Source organism: Pseudomonas mediterranea CFBP 5447, from assembly GCF_000774145.1.
GTDB classification, from domain to species: domain Bacteria; phylum Pseudomonadota; class Gammaproteobacteria; order Pseudomonadales; family Pseudomonadaceae; genus Aquipseudomonas; species Aquipseudomonas mediterranea.
On sequence record NZ_KN322983.1, the window covers coordinates 852,221 to 870,579 of the forward strand.

At 63.0% G+C, this 18,359-nt stretch carries 13 protein-coding genes; 7 read left to right on the plus strand and 6 right to left on the minus strand.

All coding sequences use genetic code 11. The annotated features are described in order from the left end of the window. Positions 1 to 7: 7 nt before the first annotated feature. The 3 genes from N005_RS09395 to tssB all read right to left on the minus strand — a co-directional run bounded on the left by N005_RS09395 (position 8) and on the right by tssB (position 2,813). Complete coding sequence (locus N005_RS09395; protein WP_014337905.1) at positions 8 to 505, minus strand: Hcp family type VI secretion system effector; 498 nt, start codon at positions 503 to 505, stop codon at positions 8 to 10. A 235-nt stretch (positions 506 to 740) separates the two neighbouring features. Then, positions 741 to 2,222, minus strand: a complete 1,482-nt coding sequence (tssC, locus tag N005_RS09400) for a type VI secretion system contractile sheath large subunit (protein ID WP_047700928.1) — start codon at positions 2,220 to 2,222, stop codon at positions 741 to 743. A 30-nt stretch (positions 2,223 to 2,252) separates the two neighbouring features. Next, on the minus strand, positions 2,253 to 2,813 hold the full coding sequence (gene tssB, locus N005_RS09405; protein ID WP_047700929.1) for a type VI secretion system contractile sheath small subunit: 561 nt from the start codon (positions 2,811 to 2,813) through the stop codon (positions 2,253 to 2,255). A gap of 223 nt (positions 2,814 to 3,036) precedes the next feature. Here tssB and N005_RS09415 point away from each other — a divergent pair, with 223 nt between their 5' ends. Genes N005_RS09415 through tssA form a run of 5 tightly spaced genes read left to right on the plus strand, consistent with a single transcriptional unit; the run spans position 3,037 to position 10,612 of the window. Then, the gene (locus N005_RS09415) at positions 3,037 to 3,501 is read left to right on the plus strand and encodes a hypothetical protein (protein WP_047700931.1); all 465 of its coding nucleotides are present in this window, start codon (positions 3,037 to 3,039) and stop codon (positions 3,499 to 3,501) included. A gap of 51 nt (positions 3,502 to 3,552) precedes the next feature. Further along, on the plus strand, positions 3,553 to 4,884 hold the full coding sequence (gene tssK / locus N005_RS09420) for a type VI secretion system baseplate subunit TssK (RefSeq protein WP_047700932.1): 1,332 nt from the start codon (positions 3,553 to 3,555) through the stop codon (positions 4,882 to 4,884). A gap of 18 nt (positions 4,885 to 4,902) precedes the next feature. Continuing rightward, positions 4,903 to 5,664 (plus strand): DotU family type IV/VI secretion system protein, encoded by a 762-nt coding sequence (locus tag N005_RS09425; protein ID WP_047700933.1) that lies wholly within the window; start codon positions 4,903 to 4,905, stop codon positions 5,662 to 5,664. Then, positions 5,661 to 9,527 (plus strand): type VI secretion system protein, encoded by a 3,867-nt coding sequence (locus tag N005_RS09430; protein ID WP_047700934.1) that lies wholly within the window; start codon positions 5,661 to 5,663, stop codon positions 9,525 to 9,527. Before N005_RS09425 ends, N005_RS09430 begins: the two co-directional genes overlap by 4 nt. After that, complete coding sequence (gene tssA / locus N005_RS09435) at positions 9,524 to 10,612, plus strand: type VI secretion system protein TssA (protein WP_047700935.1); 1,089 nt, start codon at positions 9,524 to 9,526, stop codon at positions 10,610 to 10,612. Before N005_RS09430 ends, tssA begins: the two co-directional genes overlap by 4 nt. Before the next feature lie 188 nt (positions 10,613 to 10,800). Here tssA and N005_RS09440 read toward each other — a convergent pair whose 3' ends face one another. Next, on the minus strand, positions 10,801 to 11,751 hold the full coding sequence (locus N005_RS09440) for a 2-hydroxyacid dehydrogenase (protein WP_047700936.1): 951 nt from the start codon (positions 11,749 to 11,751) through the stop codon (positions 10,801 to 10,803). A gap of 349 nt (positions 11,752 to 12,100) precedes the next feature. Here N005_RS09440 and N005_RS09445 point away from each other — a divergent pair, with 349 nt between their 5' ends. Then, the gene (locus N005_RS09445) at positions 12,101 to 13,381 is read left to right on the plus strand and encodes a serine/threonine transporter (protein WP_047700937.1); all 1,281 of its coding nucleotides are present in this window, start codon (positions 12,101 to 12,103) and stop codon (positions 13,379 to 13,381) included. A 310-nt stretch (positions 13,382 to 13,691) separates the two neighbouring features. Here N005_RS09445 and acnB read toward each other — a convergent pair whose 3' ends face one another. Beyond that, positions 13,692 to 16,292 carry a bifunctional aconitate hydratase 2/2-methylisocitrate dehydratase gene (acnB, locus tag N005_RS09450; RefSeq protein ID WP_047700938.1) on the minus strand — a complete coding sequence of 867 codons (2,601 nt, stop codon included), beginning with the start codon at positions 16,290 to 16,292 and terminating at the stop codon, positions 13,692 to 13,694. A 406-nt stretch (positions 16,293 to 16,698) separates the two neighbouring features. Here acnB and N005_RS09455 point away from each other — a divergent pair, with 406 nt between their 5' ends. Next, complete coding sequence (locus tag N005_RS09455; RefSeq protein WP_047700939.1) at positions 16,699 to 17,169, plus strand: DUF1289 domain-containing protein; 471 nt, start codon at positions 16,699 to 16,701, stop codon at positions 17,167 to 17,169. A gap of 207 nt (positions 17,170 to 17,376) precedes the next feature. Here the strand turns inward: N005_RS09455 and N005_RS09460 are convergent, their stop codons facing one another. Further along, complete coding sequence (locus tag N005_RS09460; RefSeq protein ID WP_047700940.1) at positions 17,377 to 18,240, minus strand: universal stress protein; 864 nt, start codon at positions 18,238 to 18,240, stop codon at positions 17,377 to 17,379. Between the last annotated feature and the right edge of the window lie 119 nt (positions 18,241 to 18,359).

Below are 18,359 nucleotides of genomic sequence, written 5' to 3' on the forward strand. Positions count from 1 at the left end.
GGCGCTCTTACTTGGTCATCTTGTTGGCCGCCAGGTCCCAGGTCGTGCCCGCCGTGCCTTCCTTGGTGCCGTCGTCTTTCTGGGCGGTGAGTTCCCATTTGATCTTGGTGAAATTCAGCGACAGGGTTTCCACCGGCTTGCCGCCTGTACCACCGCTGACACTGACGTTGGACAGCACGACGTTGGTCAGGGTGTAGACGATGAAGGGCATGATCTGGCCGCTGCCTTCGGCGGCGTTGCGACCGATGGTGATGACGGCTTGCGGGATCGGTTTGCCGGCGCAGCAGTATTCGTTGAGGGAAGGGGTAGAACTGTCGATGAATTTGGTCAGGGTGAACTCACCGATGTGCGGTCTGCCGGAGGTGCGCTCCGAGTTGCTGACGTCATTGGTGACTTGCATCGCCACGTTGTGGCTGTAGGACATGACCTCGATCTTGTCCGTGAAACCCTCCAGCAGGCTGTCGCCCTTGATGTCGCCGCCGAGGTCGAGAATGATTGCATCCATGGTTTGGAACTCCAGAAGAGGACAAGTAGGTGGTACCCAATACCGCTAGAAACGAATGCCGAACCCCTGTGGCGAGGGGATTTATCCCCGCTGGGCTGCGTAGCAGCCCCTTGAACAGCCNTGGGGCGCGAAGCGGCCCTGCTTTTTTGGGGCCGCTTCGCAGCCCAGCGGGGCGGTGCGACGTTTCGATAAATCCCCTCGCCACAACAAGCATCTTCGCCACAGGTTTCAGCCGTCAGGCCGCAACTGGTGGCGGCAGGGTCGCCACCAGGCGGATCGAGGCGGTCAGTTCCTCCAGCTGGAAGTGCGGTCGCAGGAACACCGTGGCGTTGTAGGCTCCGGGCTTGCCGGCCACTTCCGTCACGTCCACCCGCGCCTCGCGCAACGGGTATTGCGCCTTGATCTCCTGGGGCGCGTTGTCGTTGATCAGCACGTAGTCGGCGATCCAGTTGTTGAGGTAGGTCTGCACGTTGTCGCGAGTCATGAAGCTGCCGACCTTGTCGCGCATGATCACCTTCAGGTAGTGGGCGAAACGCGAGGCCGCGAGCACGTAGGGCAACATCGCCGAGATCCGCGCGTTGGCGTTGGCCTCGTTGGTGTTGTAGACCTTGGCCCGGTTGGTGGTCTGGCCGCCGAAGAACACCGCGATGTCACTGTTCTTCTTGTGGCACAGGGCGATGAAGCCCAGGTCGTTGAGTTCTTTCTCGCGGCGGTCGGTGATCGCCACCTCGGTCGGGCACTTGAGCGACAGGTCGCCGGAGCTGGTGCGGAAGGTATGGGCCGGCAGGCCTTCCACCGCGCCGCCACCCTCGGCCCCGCGGATCGCCGCGCACCAGCCATATTTGGCGAAGGCTTCGGTGATGCGTTGCGCCAGCGCCCAGGCTGCGTTGCCCCACAGGTACTTGCTGTGGTCGGTGCCGTTGACGTCCTCGACGTAGTTGATGCCTTCCACCGGCCGGGTGTCCGGGCCGTAGGGCAGGCGCAGGAGGAAGTGCGGCAGCACCAGGGACACGTAGCGCGAGTCTTCGCTTTCACGGAACGAGCGCCACTTGATCAGCTCCTGGCTCTCGAAAATCTTCGACAGGTCCCGGGGCACCGCCAGTTCGGTGAAACTGGTCATGTCGAACAGGCGCGGGCTGGCGGCGGCAATGAATGGGGCGTGGGCCGCGGCGGCGACGTTCGAGAGTTTTTCCAGCAGTCCGATGTCCTGCGGGTGCCGGCCGAAGGTGTAGTCGCCCACCAGCAGGCTGAACGGGTGCCCGCCGAAAGTGCCGTATTCTTCCTCGTAGATTTTCTTGAACAGCGCGCTCTGGTCGAATTCGACGGCTTTCTCCAGATCGTTCTGCAGCTCTTTCTGGGTAACGTTGAGCAGGCGCAACTTGAGCCGGGTGCTGGTCTCGGTGTTCTGTACCAACAGGTGCAGGCCGCGCCAGGACGCTTCGAGTTTCTGCAGGTCGGGGTGGTGCAATACTTCGTTGAGCTGGGCGCTGATCAACTGGTCGATCTGGCTGATGCGATCATTGATCATGGCCACGGTGTCCTTGTCGATGGCCATGCCTTCGTCGAGGACCTGGGTGGCGAATTCGGCCAGCATGTCGCGGGCGTAATCCTGCTGGCTGTCGTCATGGGCCATACGGCCTTCGGCGATGATCTTGTCCAGCAGGGACAGGGTCTGGGTCGTACTCTCGCTGGTTTGAGCGCTGGATGAAGCAGGCATGGCTTTATCTCCCTTGAGTGATGAGCACGATCAGGCCTGTGGTTCGGCCGGGGCCGGATCATCGTTGGCGGCCACGGTCGGCAGCTCCTGCGGTGTGTCCTGGGGTCGGGCCGACTTGATCTCTTGCAGGCCTTCGGTGTTGGCGATCACGTCGCGCAGCAACTTGTCCAGGTCGTCGTTGCCGTCGAGCTTGGTCAGCAGGTCGCGCAGGCGTTGACGGGCTTCGAACAGGCGGCGCAACGGCGTGACCTGCTCCACGACCTTGACCGGGTCGAAGTCATCGATGTGGCGGAAGTTGAGTTCGATGTTGAGCTTGCTGTCGTCGCCGCTGAGGGTGTTGTTCACCTGGAGCGTGGCGCGGGGGGAGATCGAGGCGAGCACCTCGTTGAAATTGTCGCGGTCGATTTCTGTGAAGCGCCGCTCGTTGAGCTTGGGCAGCGGGTCCAATGGCTTGCCCGAGAGGTCGGCCAGAATGCCGACGACCAGTGGCAATTCTTTCTTTTCGATGGCATTGCCGATTTCCACGTCGTAGGTGATCTGGACGCGGGGAGGACGGACTCTGTCGAGCTTGTGCTGGGTACTTTCTGCCATGGCGGCCGACTCCGATGCATGTGGGGAGCAATGCATCGGGAGGCCCGCTCATCGCATTCCCTTGCTGATCCGCAGGTTGCAAATGGAGGGCAGAAAACCTGTCATTCCCTTGACGAACCTGGTCCATTCGACCGTGCAGGTCGAACTATCCAAGACGCTAGAACAGGTCTATAAAAATGCAAGCAAAAACAATTTTTGACCGCGACGAAAAGGAAGATTCATTTTGCGTGTGTTTTTTTATGGATTTTTTTTCAGCCTGGCGCTCAGCGGTTGCTCGTTCTTCGCGCCCAGCGTCGACCTGGACAGCCTGACCCTCGACGTCGCGTCCCGCGCCAACGACGACACGCCGATCGCCGTGGATTTCATCGCGGTGAACGATCCCGACCTGCTCAAGCAACTGTCGGCGATCAGCGCCCGCCAGTGGTTCGCCGAGCGCGAACAGTTCCAGCGCGACTATCGTCACCTCATGTCGGTGTGGGGGCTGGAGCTGGTCCCGGGGCAGTTCATCGACCGCCAACCCTTCCCGCTGGAGGGCCGGCGCGCCGCTGGACTTTTGGTCTTCGCCAGCTATAACACTCCCGGAGCCCACCGGCTCCGGCTGGACGATCGGCGCAAGGCCTGGCTGAAGTTCGACAGTCGGGAGATGAGCCTCGTCGACGATGGCCAGCTCAATGCCAGTCAGCCTTGAGTGACCGCGGGCCGCCTTGCGCGGCGACACTGGGATGTCGAAGGGAGTCGTATGAGTCTGTTACCTGACGCGGTGTGCTGGCATGAGGGCATGCAACTGTTGCCCCAACATTTTCAACTGCAAGGGTTGCGTGCCGAGGCCCTGGCCGCCCATGTCGCGGCCGCCTGCAATCCCTGGTTCTGGGGTGTCAGCCAACTGGAGGTCGACCCTTCGGCCCTCAGCGCCGGACAAGTGCGGTTGCTGCAACTGCAAGGCACCTTGCCGGACGGCTTGCCGGTCAATCTCCAGGCCGGTGTCGGGCCCACCTTGGAGTTGGACATCACCGAGGCGGTCAACAAGACCGAGGATGCCACCGTCACCGTGTACCTGGCGATCAGCCCGCTCTGGCGCGCCGGGCAATTGCTGCCGCTCAAGGGGCGTCTGCAATCGGTGGTCGGCGATGCGTTGCCGGACCTCACCAGTGGCGAGTTTCCCGAATCGATTACCGTCTGGCGTCCGAACCCGCGGCTGTGCACGCAACTGAGCAAGGCCGATTCGATCTGCCTGCCGATGCTGCGCATTCGCAAGGAAGGCGGCGGCTTTCTGCGGCTGCCCTATACGCCTCCCACGCCGGTGCTGTTGCCCGAGTCGGCGCTCGGTCGGCGGGTGGCCGGGCTGTGTGCCCGGGTCCGGGAAAAGTGCCTGTTCCTCGCCGGTCGGTTGCGCCAGGCCCAGGCGGCCGGCAACCAGGACGATGCGCTGGAGATCCGTCGGCAGATGACCGCCTTGTGGGCGCGCCTGCCGGAAGTCGAAGGCAGCCTGAACACGCGGGTGGCCACTCCCCAGGCGTTGCACGGTCTGTTGCTGGGGCTGGCCGGGGCCTGGTCGGCCCTCGATCCGCTGGCCGGTGTGCCAGCGTTTGCACCGCTGGATTTCCTCGAATTGCAACGCGGGTACGAACCGTTGCTCGACTGGCTCGACACCACTCTGGAACTGGTCCGCGCCGGTTATCGCAGCCTGGCATTCGAGCGCGATGATCAGGTTTTCTCCATCCAATTGCCCGACGACCAGCCGAGCCAACGCCTGGTGATCGGCCTGCGGATGCCCAATGGTGCCAGCGAGCAGGCGGCCGCCGATTGGTTGCGCGGTGCGATCATCGCCTCTGCGCCACATGTCCCGCTGTTGAGCCGACAGCGCATGAGCGGGTTACCCCATCAGGCCATGAGCCGCAACGAGCAGGTGGCTTATAGCGTGGGCGATGACACCCGGTTGTTCGTGGTGGCCGCCAGCGGCCAATGGTTCGATGGACAACTGCCGTTGCACATCGTGGCGCCGGCGTCGACCCAGGCCAGCAGTCCGTGGCAAGTGGTGTTGTTTGTCCCGCAAGTCGGTGAAAGTGCCTGATTGCAAGAGGGGAGTCATATGCCTGACGGAAGTGGCGGGGCGGTCCGGGGTCTGCACGAGGCGCCGCTGAGCAGCGCGTTCCGTCAGGCCTGGTTGAAATGGTTCCAGGAATGGCAGGACTTGCCCAAGGACAACGACTCCGCGGCCCTGGTCAGCCGGGTGGTGGAGTTTTCCGGACGCAGCGCCCAGCGCTTGTGGCGGGTGGCCTTTGCCACCGTCGGCGACTCGGCGACCGAGCAGGTCAAGTCGCTGGTCTATGCCTTCGTCGCCCTGGTGGACGAAACCTTGCTGTTCACCCCTTGGCCGGGGCAACTGGCCTGGCAGCAGCATCCCCTTGAATCACGCATGTATTCCAGCCGCCAGGCCGGCGAGCGCTTGCCCGCGGCCATCAAGAAATTGCTGGATGAGCAGATGCCCGGCACCCGCGACTTGGCGAATGTCTACCTGCAATGCCTGATCCTCGGGTTCCAGGGGCGCCTGCGCGGCGAGCCCGGCCAGATCCAGCATGAAAAATGGCGCGCGGCGCTGTTCACCTTTGCCTGGCAGCATGAACCAGACTATGTCGACGTCAGCCAGCGCCTGGCGATGTCTGCGGCGGCACCGCCGGTACGCCTGCCGGCACAGACATCGCTGCCGGACGGGTTGCGCCTGGGGCTGGCGATCCTGGCGATGGTGTTGCTGCTGACCGGGCTGGGGCACCTGTTCTGGCGTGACATCCGCTCGGAACTCGAGCCGGTGCTGCAATTGAACGAGTCGGTGGTCCAGGAGCAGGACTCATGAGCCCCCTGAGCATCGTCGCCCTGGTGGTGCTGGCCATTGTCGCGGTGCTGCTGGTCGCGGCGTTGATCTGGTGGTTGCGGACCCAGGGTGGCGCGGCGATCCGCAGTTTCTATGGGGCGGTCCGTCACATGGAACAGGAGCAGGGCACCCGCGACCGCTACCAGATCCCCTGGCTGTTGATGCTCGGCAACGAAACCGACGGTGCCCAGCTGTGTACCCAATGGCATTTGCAACCGACGGACAAGGCCGCATGGTTCGGGCGTTGGTGGTCGGATGCCGAGGGTGCGGTGCTGGTGGTGCCCCAGGCACTGTTCCTGCCCGATGAAGGCATGAACCGGCAGCGGGGCAACTGGTGGCGGCTGCTGGGGCTGATCCTGCGATTGCGCAGCCGGCGGCCGATGGACGCAGTGGTCTGGACCGTGCCATTCGGCCGACTCGACGACATCGAGCACACCACCGAGCTGAGCCTCAAGGTGCGCCGCTGCTTCATCGACCTGCTGCAACGCTTCGGCCTGAGCCTGCCGGTGTACGTGGTGATTACCGGGATGGAAGAGTTGCCCGGCTTCCAGGAATTGGTCAGCGCGCTGCCCGCCGAGGCCCGGGAGTCGACGTTGGGCTGGTCGTCGCCATATTCTCCCGACGCGGCCTGGCAGTCGCACTGGAGCGACCAGGCGCTGGACCAGGTCAATGCCGCGCTGTCGCAGTCGATCATCGAAATCGGCGCGCTATCCGGGCAGTTGAGCGGCGATCTGTATGGCCTGCCGGAGCGCTTCGAGGGGTTGCGGCGGGCCTTGCAGATCCTCCTTGAGCCGGTGTTCCAGGGCAATGCCCAGGGCGAGTCGCCACGCTTTCGCGGTATCTACTTCACCGCGAGCCAGGCCCCGACCGTCACTGGGGATGGTTTTGCCGCCGGCGACAAGGGCCTGCGCCAGACGGTGTTCGCCCGGCAGCTGTGGGCGCGGCGTTTCGTCGCTGAACGCGGCCTCGCCCAGCCCGTGCCTCGTCTGTTGCGTCTGCGTCAGCGCTGGCATCGGCTGGCCGGTGGGGTCGCGCTGGTGGTCGGGTTGGTCTGGCTGGGGGGCATGCTCTGGGTCTGGCACGATTCGGTGGAAGAGGCCGCGGAGTTGTCGCAGTTGATCCTGCGCACCCATAAGAACTACGTGGTGGTCGACCCTGACCAACCGCAGTTGGAGCCGACCCGCTACAACGTGCAGGCCTACTGGAACATGCTGGAAAAAGCCCCGCGCTGGCGCTTCGTTGCGGTGGTGTTCCCGACCTCGTGGTTCTCCTACGTGGACACGCAGTTGGAAGAGGGCTTGCGCCTGACCGCCCGGCATCACTGGGTCTTGCCCCTGCGTGACCTGCTGGTGTCGGACCTGGAGCAGCTCAAGGCCATCCGCAACACCGAGCGGCGGGGCAACGTGGAAAGCGAAGACCCGGCGCAATGGCAGAGCTATGTGAAGGCCAAGGATCTGGTGGACCGTGCGGTGCGCCTCGAACAGCAGAATCAGTTGTTCAGCCAGGCGGTGAGCAACCCCAAGGCGCCGCTGGATGAGCTGGTGCAATTGAGCAATAACGCCCTGTCGCTGAACCTCAACGCCGGCACATTGAGCCGGGCGCGGTTCTACAACCGGGTGCTGTTCGATGCAAAAAACCTGGGCGCACAAGAGCAGGACCTGCAAGGGCTGGACCTGAATGCGGCGCGTGCGGTAGTCGGCGATAACTTCACCGGCCTGATGCAGCGTTGGCTCGATCATTACTTCCTGGCCGACAACTTCGTACGCCAGGCCGGTTATCTCAAGTTGCACCTGCAACGCCTGGAGGCGGGCAGTGGCAATTCGCTGAGCGAGCTCGAAGACCTGATGGCGCTGGTCGACGATTTGCAGACCCTGGTCAACCTGACCAACGCAGCCTGGGGACGAGGCAAGGGCCAGGACCTGGTGCCCGGTTACACCCAGATGATGGACAAGGTCAGCCACAGCACCTTGCTCGGGCCGGAGTTAGCCCAGGACCTGGAAAGCCAGGCGGCGAAGCTGCAACAGAGCTTTCGCGACCAGTGGATCGTCCAGACCGGTTCGCGCGATAACCTGCTGGTCCAGCAGGGCAGTGGCTTGCTGGTGTTGCAGGAGCATGTCACGGCCCTGAATGAGGCGGTGAAGGCTTTGTTCAAGCGTGATTTCGTAGCGTTGGCGTTGCAGAAGGATCCGTCCGGCAACAATTCCGACGCCATGGGACAGGGCGGCAGCGACGACTTCAGCGTCGCCCTGAACTATTTCGCCAGCTACAAGAGCTACACCAGCGAGGAACTGCCGCGCATCCCGCCGGACTACCGCGACGCCTTGATCCAGGCGGCCGAAGGCGCCGCGGCCCGGGCGATGTGGCTGAGCCTGGATGAAAACGAGGAGCAATTGCCGGGCATGGGTTTCAACGTCCAGACCAGCCAGGCCGTCGCGCTGCAAAAGGCCTTCATGGACGTGCACCGTGCCGACCTGGCGACGCGCTTTCAGCGCCTGCTCAACCGCCGTGCTCTGGCGCAGATCAAGAGTGGCCTGGATGAAATCGATGCCCAGCCCCTGTTCAGCCAACGGGCCGATGTCCAGCGCTGGGACGGCTCGAAGAACTTCGGTTTGCAGCTCTACGGGGCCAGCGATCCGCAAGGTCTGAAACTGAGCCTGAACCAGCAGTTCGACGCCATGGTACAGATCGCCGAACAACGCATGCCGGCCCTGGAATGGTTGATCGTCCAGCAAGACGATCTCTCGGCCCTGGAGCACGACCGGGTGTCGCGGTTCATGGCCATCAACGACGAGTTGCTCAAATACAAGAGCCAGAACCCGGCCAGTTCGGCGGCGCAACTGGAACAGTTGGTGAGCCGGGACTTCAACCAGATGGACACTGCTTCCTGCGCGCAGATCCTGCAGACCTCCAACCTGTCCGGTGGTCGTGGCGACCTGGCCCAGCGTGCCGTCAGCTTGCAGCAGAGTGCGCTGCAACGCTGCCTGTACCTGCAACAGAATCAGGCGGCGACGGCCTGGAACGACGTGGCCAACTATTTCAATCAATACCTGGCCGGGCGCTTTCCGTTTTCCCAGGACCTGCGGGCCAGTGACGCCGATCCGGCGCGGGTCCAGCGCTTGCTGGAACTGATCGACACACGCCTGCCCCTGGCCCAGGCCGGGCTGGCGTTGAGCCAGACCCCGGAGCGCCTGGCCGCCGAGGACTTTCTCAACCGGTTGAAACAGGCCGGTACCTGGCTGGGCCCGCTGTTCGTGCGGGACAAGAGCGGCATTCTCGGCGTGGAAATGGACGTGCGCTGGCGCACCGATCGCAACGAAGAGCGCGGCGCCGACCAAGTGATCGCCTGGGGACTGAACGCCGGCAACCAACAGATCAACTACCCCGGCGACGCCCAGCAGAACCTGCGCTGGATGGTCGGCCAGCCCGTGCGGCTGACCTTGCGCTGGGCCCGCAACGGTTACCAGCGACCGGCCAACGACCCGTTGCAGCCGAACCTGGTGGTGCGCGACCTGGAGGCCGGGTGGGAATACCAGGGACCTTGGTCGTTGCTGCGCCTGATGCGCTCGCTGGTGTCGGTGCAACGCCAGCCGAATGTCGACTACACCGATTTCCCGCTGACCCTGCAACTGCCGGTAACGGGCCAGATTCCAGCCCAGAGCCCGGCCCAGGCCCAGCTCCAGGCCCGCACGACGCAGCAGACGTTGATGTTCCTGCGCCTGTCATTGATGAGCCAGGGCTCGAAGCTGCCGCTGTCGATACCGCCGCTGCCGACCCAGGCACCCCGTTCACCTTTCATGGCGACCTCGTCGAGCCCCGCCATCGCCACCCGTGAGGAGGGTCTGTGAGCGTACCTATCTCCCCCTTGCCCGAGCTGATCAGCCAGTTGCTCGAGCCGGTCAGCGCTGAACCGCCCTGCGGTCAGGACCTGCGCTATGAGCCGGAATACGATCAATTGCGGGAGTTGCGTCGGGAAGACGACACCAGCCTGCCCACCGGGGTGTGGCAGTCCCAGGTCAAGCGCGCGCAGTGGCCGGAGCTGGAAAAACTCGCCACCACGTTGCTGCTCGAACGCAGCAAGGATCTGATGATCAGCGCCTGGCTGGGTGAGGCCTGGTTGCACCTGGCCGGGCTGGAGGGCTTGCCGGGCAGCCTGGCGCTGGTGGCGGGCCTGTGCGAGCGTTACCCCGATCAGTTGCATCCCCTGGCCGAAGAGGGCGACCAGTCATGGCGGGTGATCCCGCTGGAATGGCTGGCCCGGCGCTACAGCGAGGTGCTGTTGACGCGGGTGCCCTTGTTCAATGGCCGCGACTCGGCCTTCGACGGTTTCTGCCTGGACGACTGGCAACGCTTGCAGCGTCAGCAAGTCCAGGGCAACGACAGCAAGAACGCCAAAGCCTCGGCGGAAGCGGCGCGCAGCGATCAGAAAAAGCTCGACGAACTGATTCGCGGCACGCCTCTGTCGTTCTGGCTGCATCGCCAGGGCAGCCTCATGTTGAGCCAACAGCACCTGCAACGGCTCGAAGCCTGGAGCGACGCCTACCTGGGCAACCTGGCCCCAGGTTACAAATCCCTGCAGGACGTGATCCAGGCGCTGCTGGCGCTGGTAGAGGAGTTCATCGCGATGCATCCACAGCAACCTACCATCGTACCGGTGCCTGCCTCATCCGAGGCCGCACCGCCGACTGTCCAGGCCCAGTCCGGTGCCGCGCCGGCCCAGGCCTTCCAGGAACCGGCCAGTCGCGAAGAAGCCTATCGGCAGTTGCTGGTCATCGCCGGTTACCTGTCGCGCACCGAACCCCACAGCCCGGTGCCCTACCTGATCCGGCGGGGCGTGGAGTGGGGCAACAAGCCTTTGAGCGAGTTGCTGGGGGAACTGATCAGCGCCGACGCCGAGTCCCGGCGGTTGTGGACGTTGTTGGGGGTTCTCTGAGTTGTGCTAGTACTGGTGAATGGCTTTTGTGGCGAGGGGATTTATCCCCGCTGGGCTGCGAAGCAGACCTAAACCCAGACACCTCGGTGCATCAGATAGATTGTGTTGATTGTATTGGGGCTGCTGCGCAGCCCAGCGGGGATAAATCCCCTCGCCACAGGTTCGGTGTCCGTTCTACAGCTTTGTAATCAACTCGGCTCCGGCATTGGCACCGGCGTCAGCACCGGTTTACCGGAAAAGAACGCTGTCAGGTTCTGGCCCACCAGCTCCACCGTGGCCCGGGTCGCTTCCGGCGACAGGCCGGCGACGTGGGGCGTCAGGACCACATTGGGCAGGTGCTTGAGCGCTTCGGGTACTTCGGGTTCGTGATCGAACACGTCCAGGGCAGCTCCGGCGATGCGCCGATGCTCCAGCGCGCTGATCAACTCGTCGGTGGCGACCACGCTGGCCCGGGCGATGTTCACCAGGAAACCCTTGGGACCCAGCGCATCGAGGGCCTGCTTGTTGATCAAGCGCCGGGTGTCGAGGCCCCCGGGCGTGGCGACGATCAGGAAGTCCGACACCCGGGCCAGCTCCGTGGGCGTGGCGCAGAAGGTGTAGGGCACATCGTTGCGCACCCGTCGGCTGTGGTAGCTGACGCTCATGTCGAAGCCCAGGGCCGCGCGCTTGGCAATCGCCATGCCTACCGCGCCCAGGCCCAGCACGCCCAAGCGTTTGCCGGCCAGGGAAGGGCGCATGACCTTGGTCCATTCTCCCCGGCGTATGCAGGCATCGGCCCGGGGAATGTCGCGCACCAGCGCCAGCAGCAGCGCCATGGCATGGTCGGCCACCGACGAGGCGTTGACCCCGGCGCCGTTGGTGACCACGATACCGCGGCTACGGGCAGCCTGAAGGTCCACCTGTTCGTAGCCGGCACCGATCACGCAGATGATCTGCAGATTGGGCAGGGCGGCCATTTCGTCGGCCGTCAGACCCAGGGGGCCGCGGGTCAGCACCGCATTGAACCGCTCGCCATGCTCGAAAATCGCCGCCTTGCGCTCGGCTGGCGTGGGTGCCAGCTCCAGGTGATAACCCTGGCGTTCGAGAATCGGCAGGTAGTCGTTGACGGTTTCAACCAGTACCAGGACGGTTGCGGTCATGCTGGGCTCCTGTGGGCAATCGTACTGACGAACACCCTGTGGGAGCGAGCCTGCTCGCGATGGCGGTGAGTCGGTCGACGCCATGTTGGCTGACAGGTCGCCATCGCGAGCAGGCTCGCTCCCACAGGTCTTGTGGATTCTGTTTGTGAGTGTAGGAGCTGGGGCAGAGCGGCGATACCTCGGGCCCTGGCATTTTTTTGCCATTCACCACCGCTCCTCAGCTAAGTCTTTGCTTCTGCTCGCTAATCCCGGACAATCGCGCCCCTGTTTCGGCCAGGGCGCTGCCTGTCGGGTTTTTCCGACTCGTCCTGGCCGGGTGCACATGACCGGAAAGCGGAGATCCGACCGGATGAATGATCAGGCCAATAGCGTCGAAGAGCGCTTTGAATCGACAGCCCCAGCCACCCTCAGCCAATGGAGCCGTCAGGACACGACCTGGATGCTGGGCCTGTTTGGCACCGCCATCGGTGCCGGTACGTTGTTTCTACCGATCAATGCCGGCCTGGGCGGTTTCTGGCCCCTGCTGATCCTGGCATTGCTGGCATATCCCATGACGTACTACGCGCACCGGGGCCTGACCCGTTTCGTGCTGTCCGGGCGTGATGGCGCGGACATCACCGAGGTGGTGGAAGAGCATTTCGGCATCAAGGCAGGTGCGCTGATCACCTTGCTGTATTTCTTTGCGATTTTCCCGATCCTGCTGATCTACAGCGTGGCATTGACCAACACCGTGGGCAGCTTCCTGGAACATCAACTGCATATCCAGCCGCCTTCCCGCGCCGTGCTGTCCCTGGTGTTGATCCTGGGCCTGCTGGCGGTGGTGCGGTGTGGCGAGCAGGCGATCGTCAAGGCCATGAGCCTGATGGTCTATCCGTTCATCGTTGCTTTGCTGTTCCTGGCGGTATTCCTGATCCCGCACTGGAGCGGCGGCATCCTGAGCACCGCGTCCACACTGCCGGCCCCTTCGGCGCTGCTGCATACCCTGTGGCTGGCGATTCCGGTGATGGTGTTTTCGTTCAACCACTCGCCGATCATCTCGGCGTTCGCGGTGGACCAGAAACGTCGCTACGGCGACGGCGCCGAGCAGCGCAGTGCGCAGATCCTGTCCCGCGCCCATGTGCTGATGGTGGTGATGGTTCTGTTCTTCGTGTTCAGCTGCGTGCTGACCCTGTCGCCGGCGCAACTGGCCGAAGCGAAGGCGCAGAACCTGTCGATCCTGTCGTACCTGGCCAACCATTTCAGCAACCCGACCATCGCGTTTGCCGCGCCGTTGATTGCCTTCGTGGCGATTTCCAAGTCGTTCCTGGGGCACTACATCGGCGCCAGTGAAGGTCTCAAGGGGCTGATCGTCAAGAGCGGCCGGCGCCCGGCAGCCAAGACCCTGGATCGCCTGACGGCGGTGTTCATGTTGCTGGTGTGCTGGATCGTCGCCACGCTCAACCCGAGCATCCTCGGCATGATCGAAACCCTGGGCGGCCCGGTGATCGCGGCCATCCTGTTCCTGATGCCGATGTACGCCATCCGCAAAGTCCCGGCCATGGCCCGCTATCGTGGCCAGGCATCGAATGTCTTCGTGGTATCGGTGGGGTTGGTGGCGATTACTGCGTTGGTCTATTCCCTCACGGCTTGATCGCCGGCTCTGTGGGAGCGAGCTTTCTCGCGAAGGTGGTTGGCTGACCCGACGCCATCGCGAGCAGGCTCGCTCCCACAGTTGTTCCGGGGTGCCCACAGAAGTTGTGTCTACCCCAAATCCCCTGTGGGAGCGAGCAAGCTCGGCTCCCACAGGCTCTGAGGTGTTCTCGGGAATTGTGCCCACCCCAAATCTCCTGTGGGAGCGAGCCTGCTCGCGATGGCGGCGGTCCGGCTTGCATAAAAATTCCAGGCATAAAAAAACGCCGCCCCTCGCAAGAGGGCGGCGTTTTCAGTCGAGCGTCGAAGCCTTAGGCTTGAACGACCGGGATGTTGGCGTTTGCCGCCGCTTCACGGAACTCGGCGATCTGGTCGAAGCTCAGGTAGCGGTACACGTCCGCTGCCATGCTGTCGATCTTGCCGGCGTATTCCATGTACTCCTCGACGGTCGGCAGGCGACCCAGGATCGATGCAACGGATGCCAGCTCGGCCGAGGCCAGGTAGACATTCGCGCCGTCGCCCAGACGGTTCGGGAAGTTACGGGTCGACGTCGACACCACGGTGCTGTTCGGCTCTACACGTGCCTGGTTACCCATGCACAGCGAGCAGCCTGGCATTTCCATGCGTGCGCCGGCCTTGCCGTAGATGCCGTAGTAGCCTTCTTCGGTCAGTTGGTGAGCGTCCATCTTGGTCGGCGGCGACAGCCACAGACGGGTTGGCAGCTGACCCTTGACCTGATCCAGCAGCTTGCCGGCAGCGCGGAAGTGACCGATGTTGGTCATGCACGAACCGATGAACACTTCGTCGATCTTCTCGCCAGCCACGCTGGAGAGCAGACGGGCGTCGTCCGGGTCGTTCGGCGCGCAGAGCACTGGCTCATTGATGTTGTCCAGATCGATTTCGATGACTTCGGCGTATTCGGCGTCGGCATCGGCTTCCATCAGCTCAGGGTTGGCGATCCAGGCTTCCATCGCCTGGGCACGACGTTCCAGGGTACGGGCGTCGCCGTAGCCTTCGCCGATCATCCAGCGCAGCAGGGTGATGTTGGACTGCAGGTACTCGGTGATCGACTCTTTCGACAACTTGATGGTGCAACCGGCAGCCGAACGTTCGGCCGACGCGTCGGACAGCTCGAAAGCCTGTTCCAGCGTCAGGCCTTCCAGGCCTTCGATTTCCAGGATGCGGCCGGAGAAGGCGTTCTTCTTGCCTTTCTTCTCGACGGTCAGCAGGCCGTTCTGGATGGCGAAGTAAGGAATGGCATGAACCAGGTCACGCAGGGTGATGCCAGGTTTCATCTTGCCTTTGAAGCGCACCAGGATCGATTCCGGCATGTCCAGCGGCATGACGCCGGTGGCAGCGGCGAACGCTACCAGGCCGGAACCGGCCGGGAACGAGATGCCCATCGGGAAACGGGTGTGGGAGTCACCACCGGTACCGACGGTGTCTGGCAGCAGCATGCGGTTCAGCCACGAGTGGATGATGCCGTCGCCCGGACGCAGGGAAACGCCGCCACGGGTCATGATGAAGTCAGGCAGGGTGTGGTGGGTGGTCACGTCGATCGGCTTTGGATACGCCGCGGTGTGGCAGAACGACTGCATTACCAGGTCAGCGGAGAAGCCCAGGCACGCCAGGTCTTTCAGCTCGTCACGGGTCATCGGACCGGTGGTGTCCTGGGAACCCACGGTGGTCATCTTCGGTTCGCAGTAGGTGCCAGGACGCACGCCGGCTACGCCGCACGCCTTGCCGACCATCTTCTGCGCCAGGGTGAAACCCTTGGTGCTGGCGGCAGGGGCTTCAGGCTTCTTGAACAGGTCGAACGGTGGCAGGCCCAGCTCGGCACGGGCCTTCTCGGTCAGGCCGCGGCCGATGATCAGCGGAATACGGCCGCCGGCGCGGACTTCGTCCAACAGGACCGGGGTCTTCATTTCGAAGGTGGTGATGACTTCGTCGGTACCGTGCTTGCAGACCTTGCCGGCATGCGGGTACAGGTCGATCACGTCGCCCATGTTCATGTTCGACACGTCGAATTCGATCGGCAGGGCGCCGGCGTCTTCCATGGTGTTGTAGAAGATCGGGGCGATCTTGCTGCCGAAGCAGAAACCACCGGCACGCTTGTTCGGCACGTACGGGATGTCGTCGCCGAAGAACCACAGCACCGAGTTGGTGGCGGATTTACGCGAGGAACCGGTACCGACCACGTCACCGACGTAGGCGATCGGGAAACCCTGGCCGCGCATTTCTTCGATCTGCTTCATCGGGCCGGTCTTGCCTTGCTCGTCCGGTACGATGCCGTCACGGGCCATTTTCAGCATGGCCAGGGCGTGCAGCGGGATATCGGGGCGCGACCAGGCGTCCGGGGCAGGGGACAGGTCGTCGGTGTTGGTTTCGCCAGGAACCTTGAAGACCCGCAGGCTGATCTTGTCGGCCAGTACCGGACGCTTCTTGAACCACTCGCCGTCGGCCCAGGATTGCAGCACGGCCTTGGCGTGGACGTTGCCGTTCTTGGCTTTTTCAGCCACGTCGTGGAACGCATCGAACATCAACAGGGTGTGCTTGAGTTCTTCGGCAGCCACTGGCGCCAGCTCGGCGTTGTCCAGCAGTTCTACCAGGGTCACGATGTTGTAGCCGCCCTGCATGGTGCCGAGCAGTTCAACGGCGCGCTTCTTGTCCAGCAGAGGGGATTGGACTTCGCCCTTGGCCAGGGCGGAGAGGAAACCGGCCTTGACGTAGGCGGCTTCGTCGACTCCCGGTGGAACGCGATTGGTGATCAGGTCAACGAGGAAAGCTTCTTCGCCAGCCGGGGGATTCTTCAGCAGCTCGACCAGGCCTGCGGTTTGTTCGGCGTTGAGCGGCTGGGGAACGATACCCAGTGCTGCACGCTCTTCGATATGTTTGCGGTAGGCTTCAAGCACAGTATTACCCTCATCAGTGGTCCCAAATGGGTGTCCGGGACGCTCATCCAGAAACCCACGGTACTCATGCGCGTCGGGGGCTTTTTGAGCCACCACGCCAGGGTTTCCGGGGTTCCTCACAGAAGCTGCTTTCAAAGTTTTACGCCTGCAGAACGGGGAGCTGATGAGGGTTGGCGTCGGGCTTTCCCCGCTGGAAAGACCCTCCGCCAACACCGTTCTGAAGGAACGACTGTGCTCGTGACGCTTTGAAAACAGCTTCTAACGGACATTGGCGCCTTAAAAGGCTGGCTGATTCTACGGGAAAAAAAAATTAAAGGTAAGTTGGGCCGGGAAGTTTGAGGGGTGATCAATCTTAGACAAAGGGCTAACATGCCGGCCTGTCCTGCTTTTGCGTGTGCGTTCCGTTATGCCCAACCAGCTCATCAAGACCCCCTGCGTCGGCCTTTGCTCCACTGTCTACGGTGACCTGGTGTGCCGTGGCTGCAAGCGCTTCCACCACGAGGTGATTCACTGGAACGGCTACAACGAGGACGAGAAACGCGCGGTGTGGATGCGCCTGGAGCAACTTTTGGTGCAAGTCATGGTGGCGAAGCTCGAGGTGTTCGACCCCGGGCTGCTGCGCGAGCAACTGGTCGCGCGCCAGATCCGCTTCGTGGCGCACCAGTCGGAATACTGCTGGGCCTACCAGTTGATCGCCCGGGGCGCCCGGGTGATCAACAACCTCGAAGCCTACGGCATGGTGCTGCTGCCGGAGTTTCGCGACTGGGAACTGCCGGACCTGCGCGATGCCATCGATCGGGAATTCTTCCTGCTGTCCGAAGCCCATTACCAGCGCTACATCGCGCCGGGGTTCCTGAAGGATGCGATGGGCGGCTGACAAGGTGATTAATTGTGGCAGGAGGATCTGCTGTGGCGAGGGGATTTATCCCCGCTGGGCTGCGAAGCAGCCCCAATACAATCAACACAATCTATCTGTTGCACCGAAGTGTCAGGATTTAGGGCTGCTGTGCAGCCCAGCGGGGATAAATCCCCTCGCCACAAGGGAAGGTTCCCAAAAGGACAGTACCCACAAAGGCTGGTCAGGTCAGCCCTTGACTGCCAGCTCCACCAGGTGATCCTCCACCTCCTGCGGCTTGAGCACCAGCACATCGCTTTCCAGGGCATCGAGCACTGCTTCGGCGGTATTGCCGATCAGCACCCCTGACAGCCCGGAGCGGGCCACGGTGCCGATCACGGTCACCGCCGCCTGCAGTTTATGCGCCATGAACGGGATCAATACATCCGCCGGGCCTTCTTCGATGTGCAGGTGCTGGTCATCGATGTCGAACTCCGCCTGGAACGAGCGGCACTGCTCGCGATAACGGGCCTCGATGGTTTCCTTGAGCTGGAACGTCGGGTCGGCCGCCGAGAGCATGGGCGACGGGTGGGCGCTGATGACGTGCAGGTGGGCCTTGGCAAGGCGGGCAATGTCATAGCCGTGGTCGATGATGGTGGTATGCAGGTGCCGGTGCTCGCCGTCGGCATTGCCCACGTCAACGGCGGCCAGGATGACTTTGTCCCGCCAGGAACCGGCGGTTTTCACCAGCAATACCGGGGTCGGGCAATGACGCAGCAGTTTCCAGTCCGATGGCGTCAGCAGGGCTTTCTTCAGCGGGCTGTCCGGGAAATGCTGCTTGATCACCAGGCCGCAGCCTTCGGCCTGCTGCACGTCGATGATGGTTTCGTGGAGGCTTTCGTTCCAGGCCTGTTCCGTGGTGACGCTGTAGCCATCTGCCAGCAGCGCGGCCTTCAGTACGCTGAGCATGCCGGCATGGTCGTGCTGCCTATCGCATACCAGCAGATGCAGGTGAGCCTGGGTCACGCCGGCGATCAACTTGGCGCGCTTGAGCGCCAGGCTTTCCGAATGTTCGGGTTCGATGACCACCAGGATGCTGCGAATGGCTTGCATGATCGGCGTCTCCAGCGATGAAAAGGCATGATGTTGCTCAACTATAGTTCCTGCCGGTGAGTCGTCGACTTGATGCATATCAACGGCGGTGGCTGGTGGTCTGGAGGCAGCCCGGTATA

What these genes read in the sequence shown, in the direction of transcription:
- N005_RS09395 (WP_014337905.1), bottom strand. Translation starts at nt 505, where the DNA reads ATGGATGCAATCATTCTCGACCTCGGCGGCGACATCAAGGGCGACAGC.
- N005_RS09425 (WP_047700933.1), top strand. Translation starts at nt 4,903, where the DNA reads ATGCCTGACGGAAGTGGCGGGGCGGTCCGGGGTCTGCACGAGGCGCCG.
- N005_RS09460 (WP_047700940.1), bottom strand. Translation starts at nt 18,240, where the DNA reads ATGCAAGCCATTCGCAGCATCCTGGTGGTCATCGAACCCGAACATTCG.
- N005_RS09430 (WP_047700934.1), top strand. Translation starts at nt 5,661, where the DNA reads ATGAGCCCCCTGAGCATCGTCGCCCTGGTGGTGCTGGCCATTGTCGCG.
- tssK (WP_047700932.1), top strand. Translation starts at nt 3,553, where the DNA reads ATGAGTCTGTTACCTGACGCGGTGTGCTGGCATGAGGGCATGCAACTG.
- tssB (WP_047700929.1), bottom strand. Translation starts at nt 2,813, where the DNA reads ATGGCAGAAAGTACCCAGCACAAGCTCGACAGAGTCCGTCCTCCCCGC.
- tssC (WP_047700928.1), bottom strand. Translation starts at nt 2,222, where the DNA reads ATGCCTGCTTCATCCAGCGCTCAAACCAGCGAGAGTACGACCCAGACC.
- N005_RS09455 (WP_047700939.1), top strand. Translation starts at nt 16,699, where the DNA reads ATGCCCAACCAGCTCATCAAGACCCCCTGCGTCGGCCTTTGCTCCACT.
- N005_RS09445 (WP_047700937.1), top strand. Translation starts at nt 12,101, where the DNA reads ATGAATGATCAGGCCAATAGCGTCGAAGAGCGCTTTGAATCGACAGCC.
- N005_RS09440 (WP_047700936.1), bottom strand. Translation starts at nt 11,751, where the DNA reads ATGACCGCAACCGTCCTGGTACTGGTTGAAACCGTCAACGACTACCTG.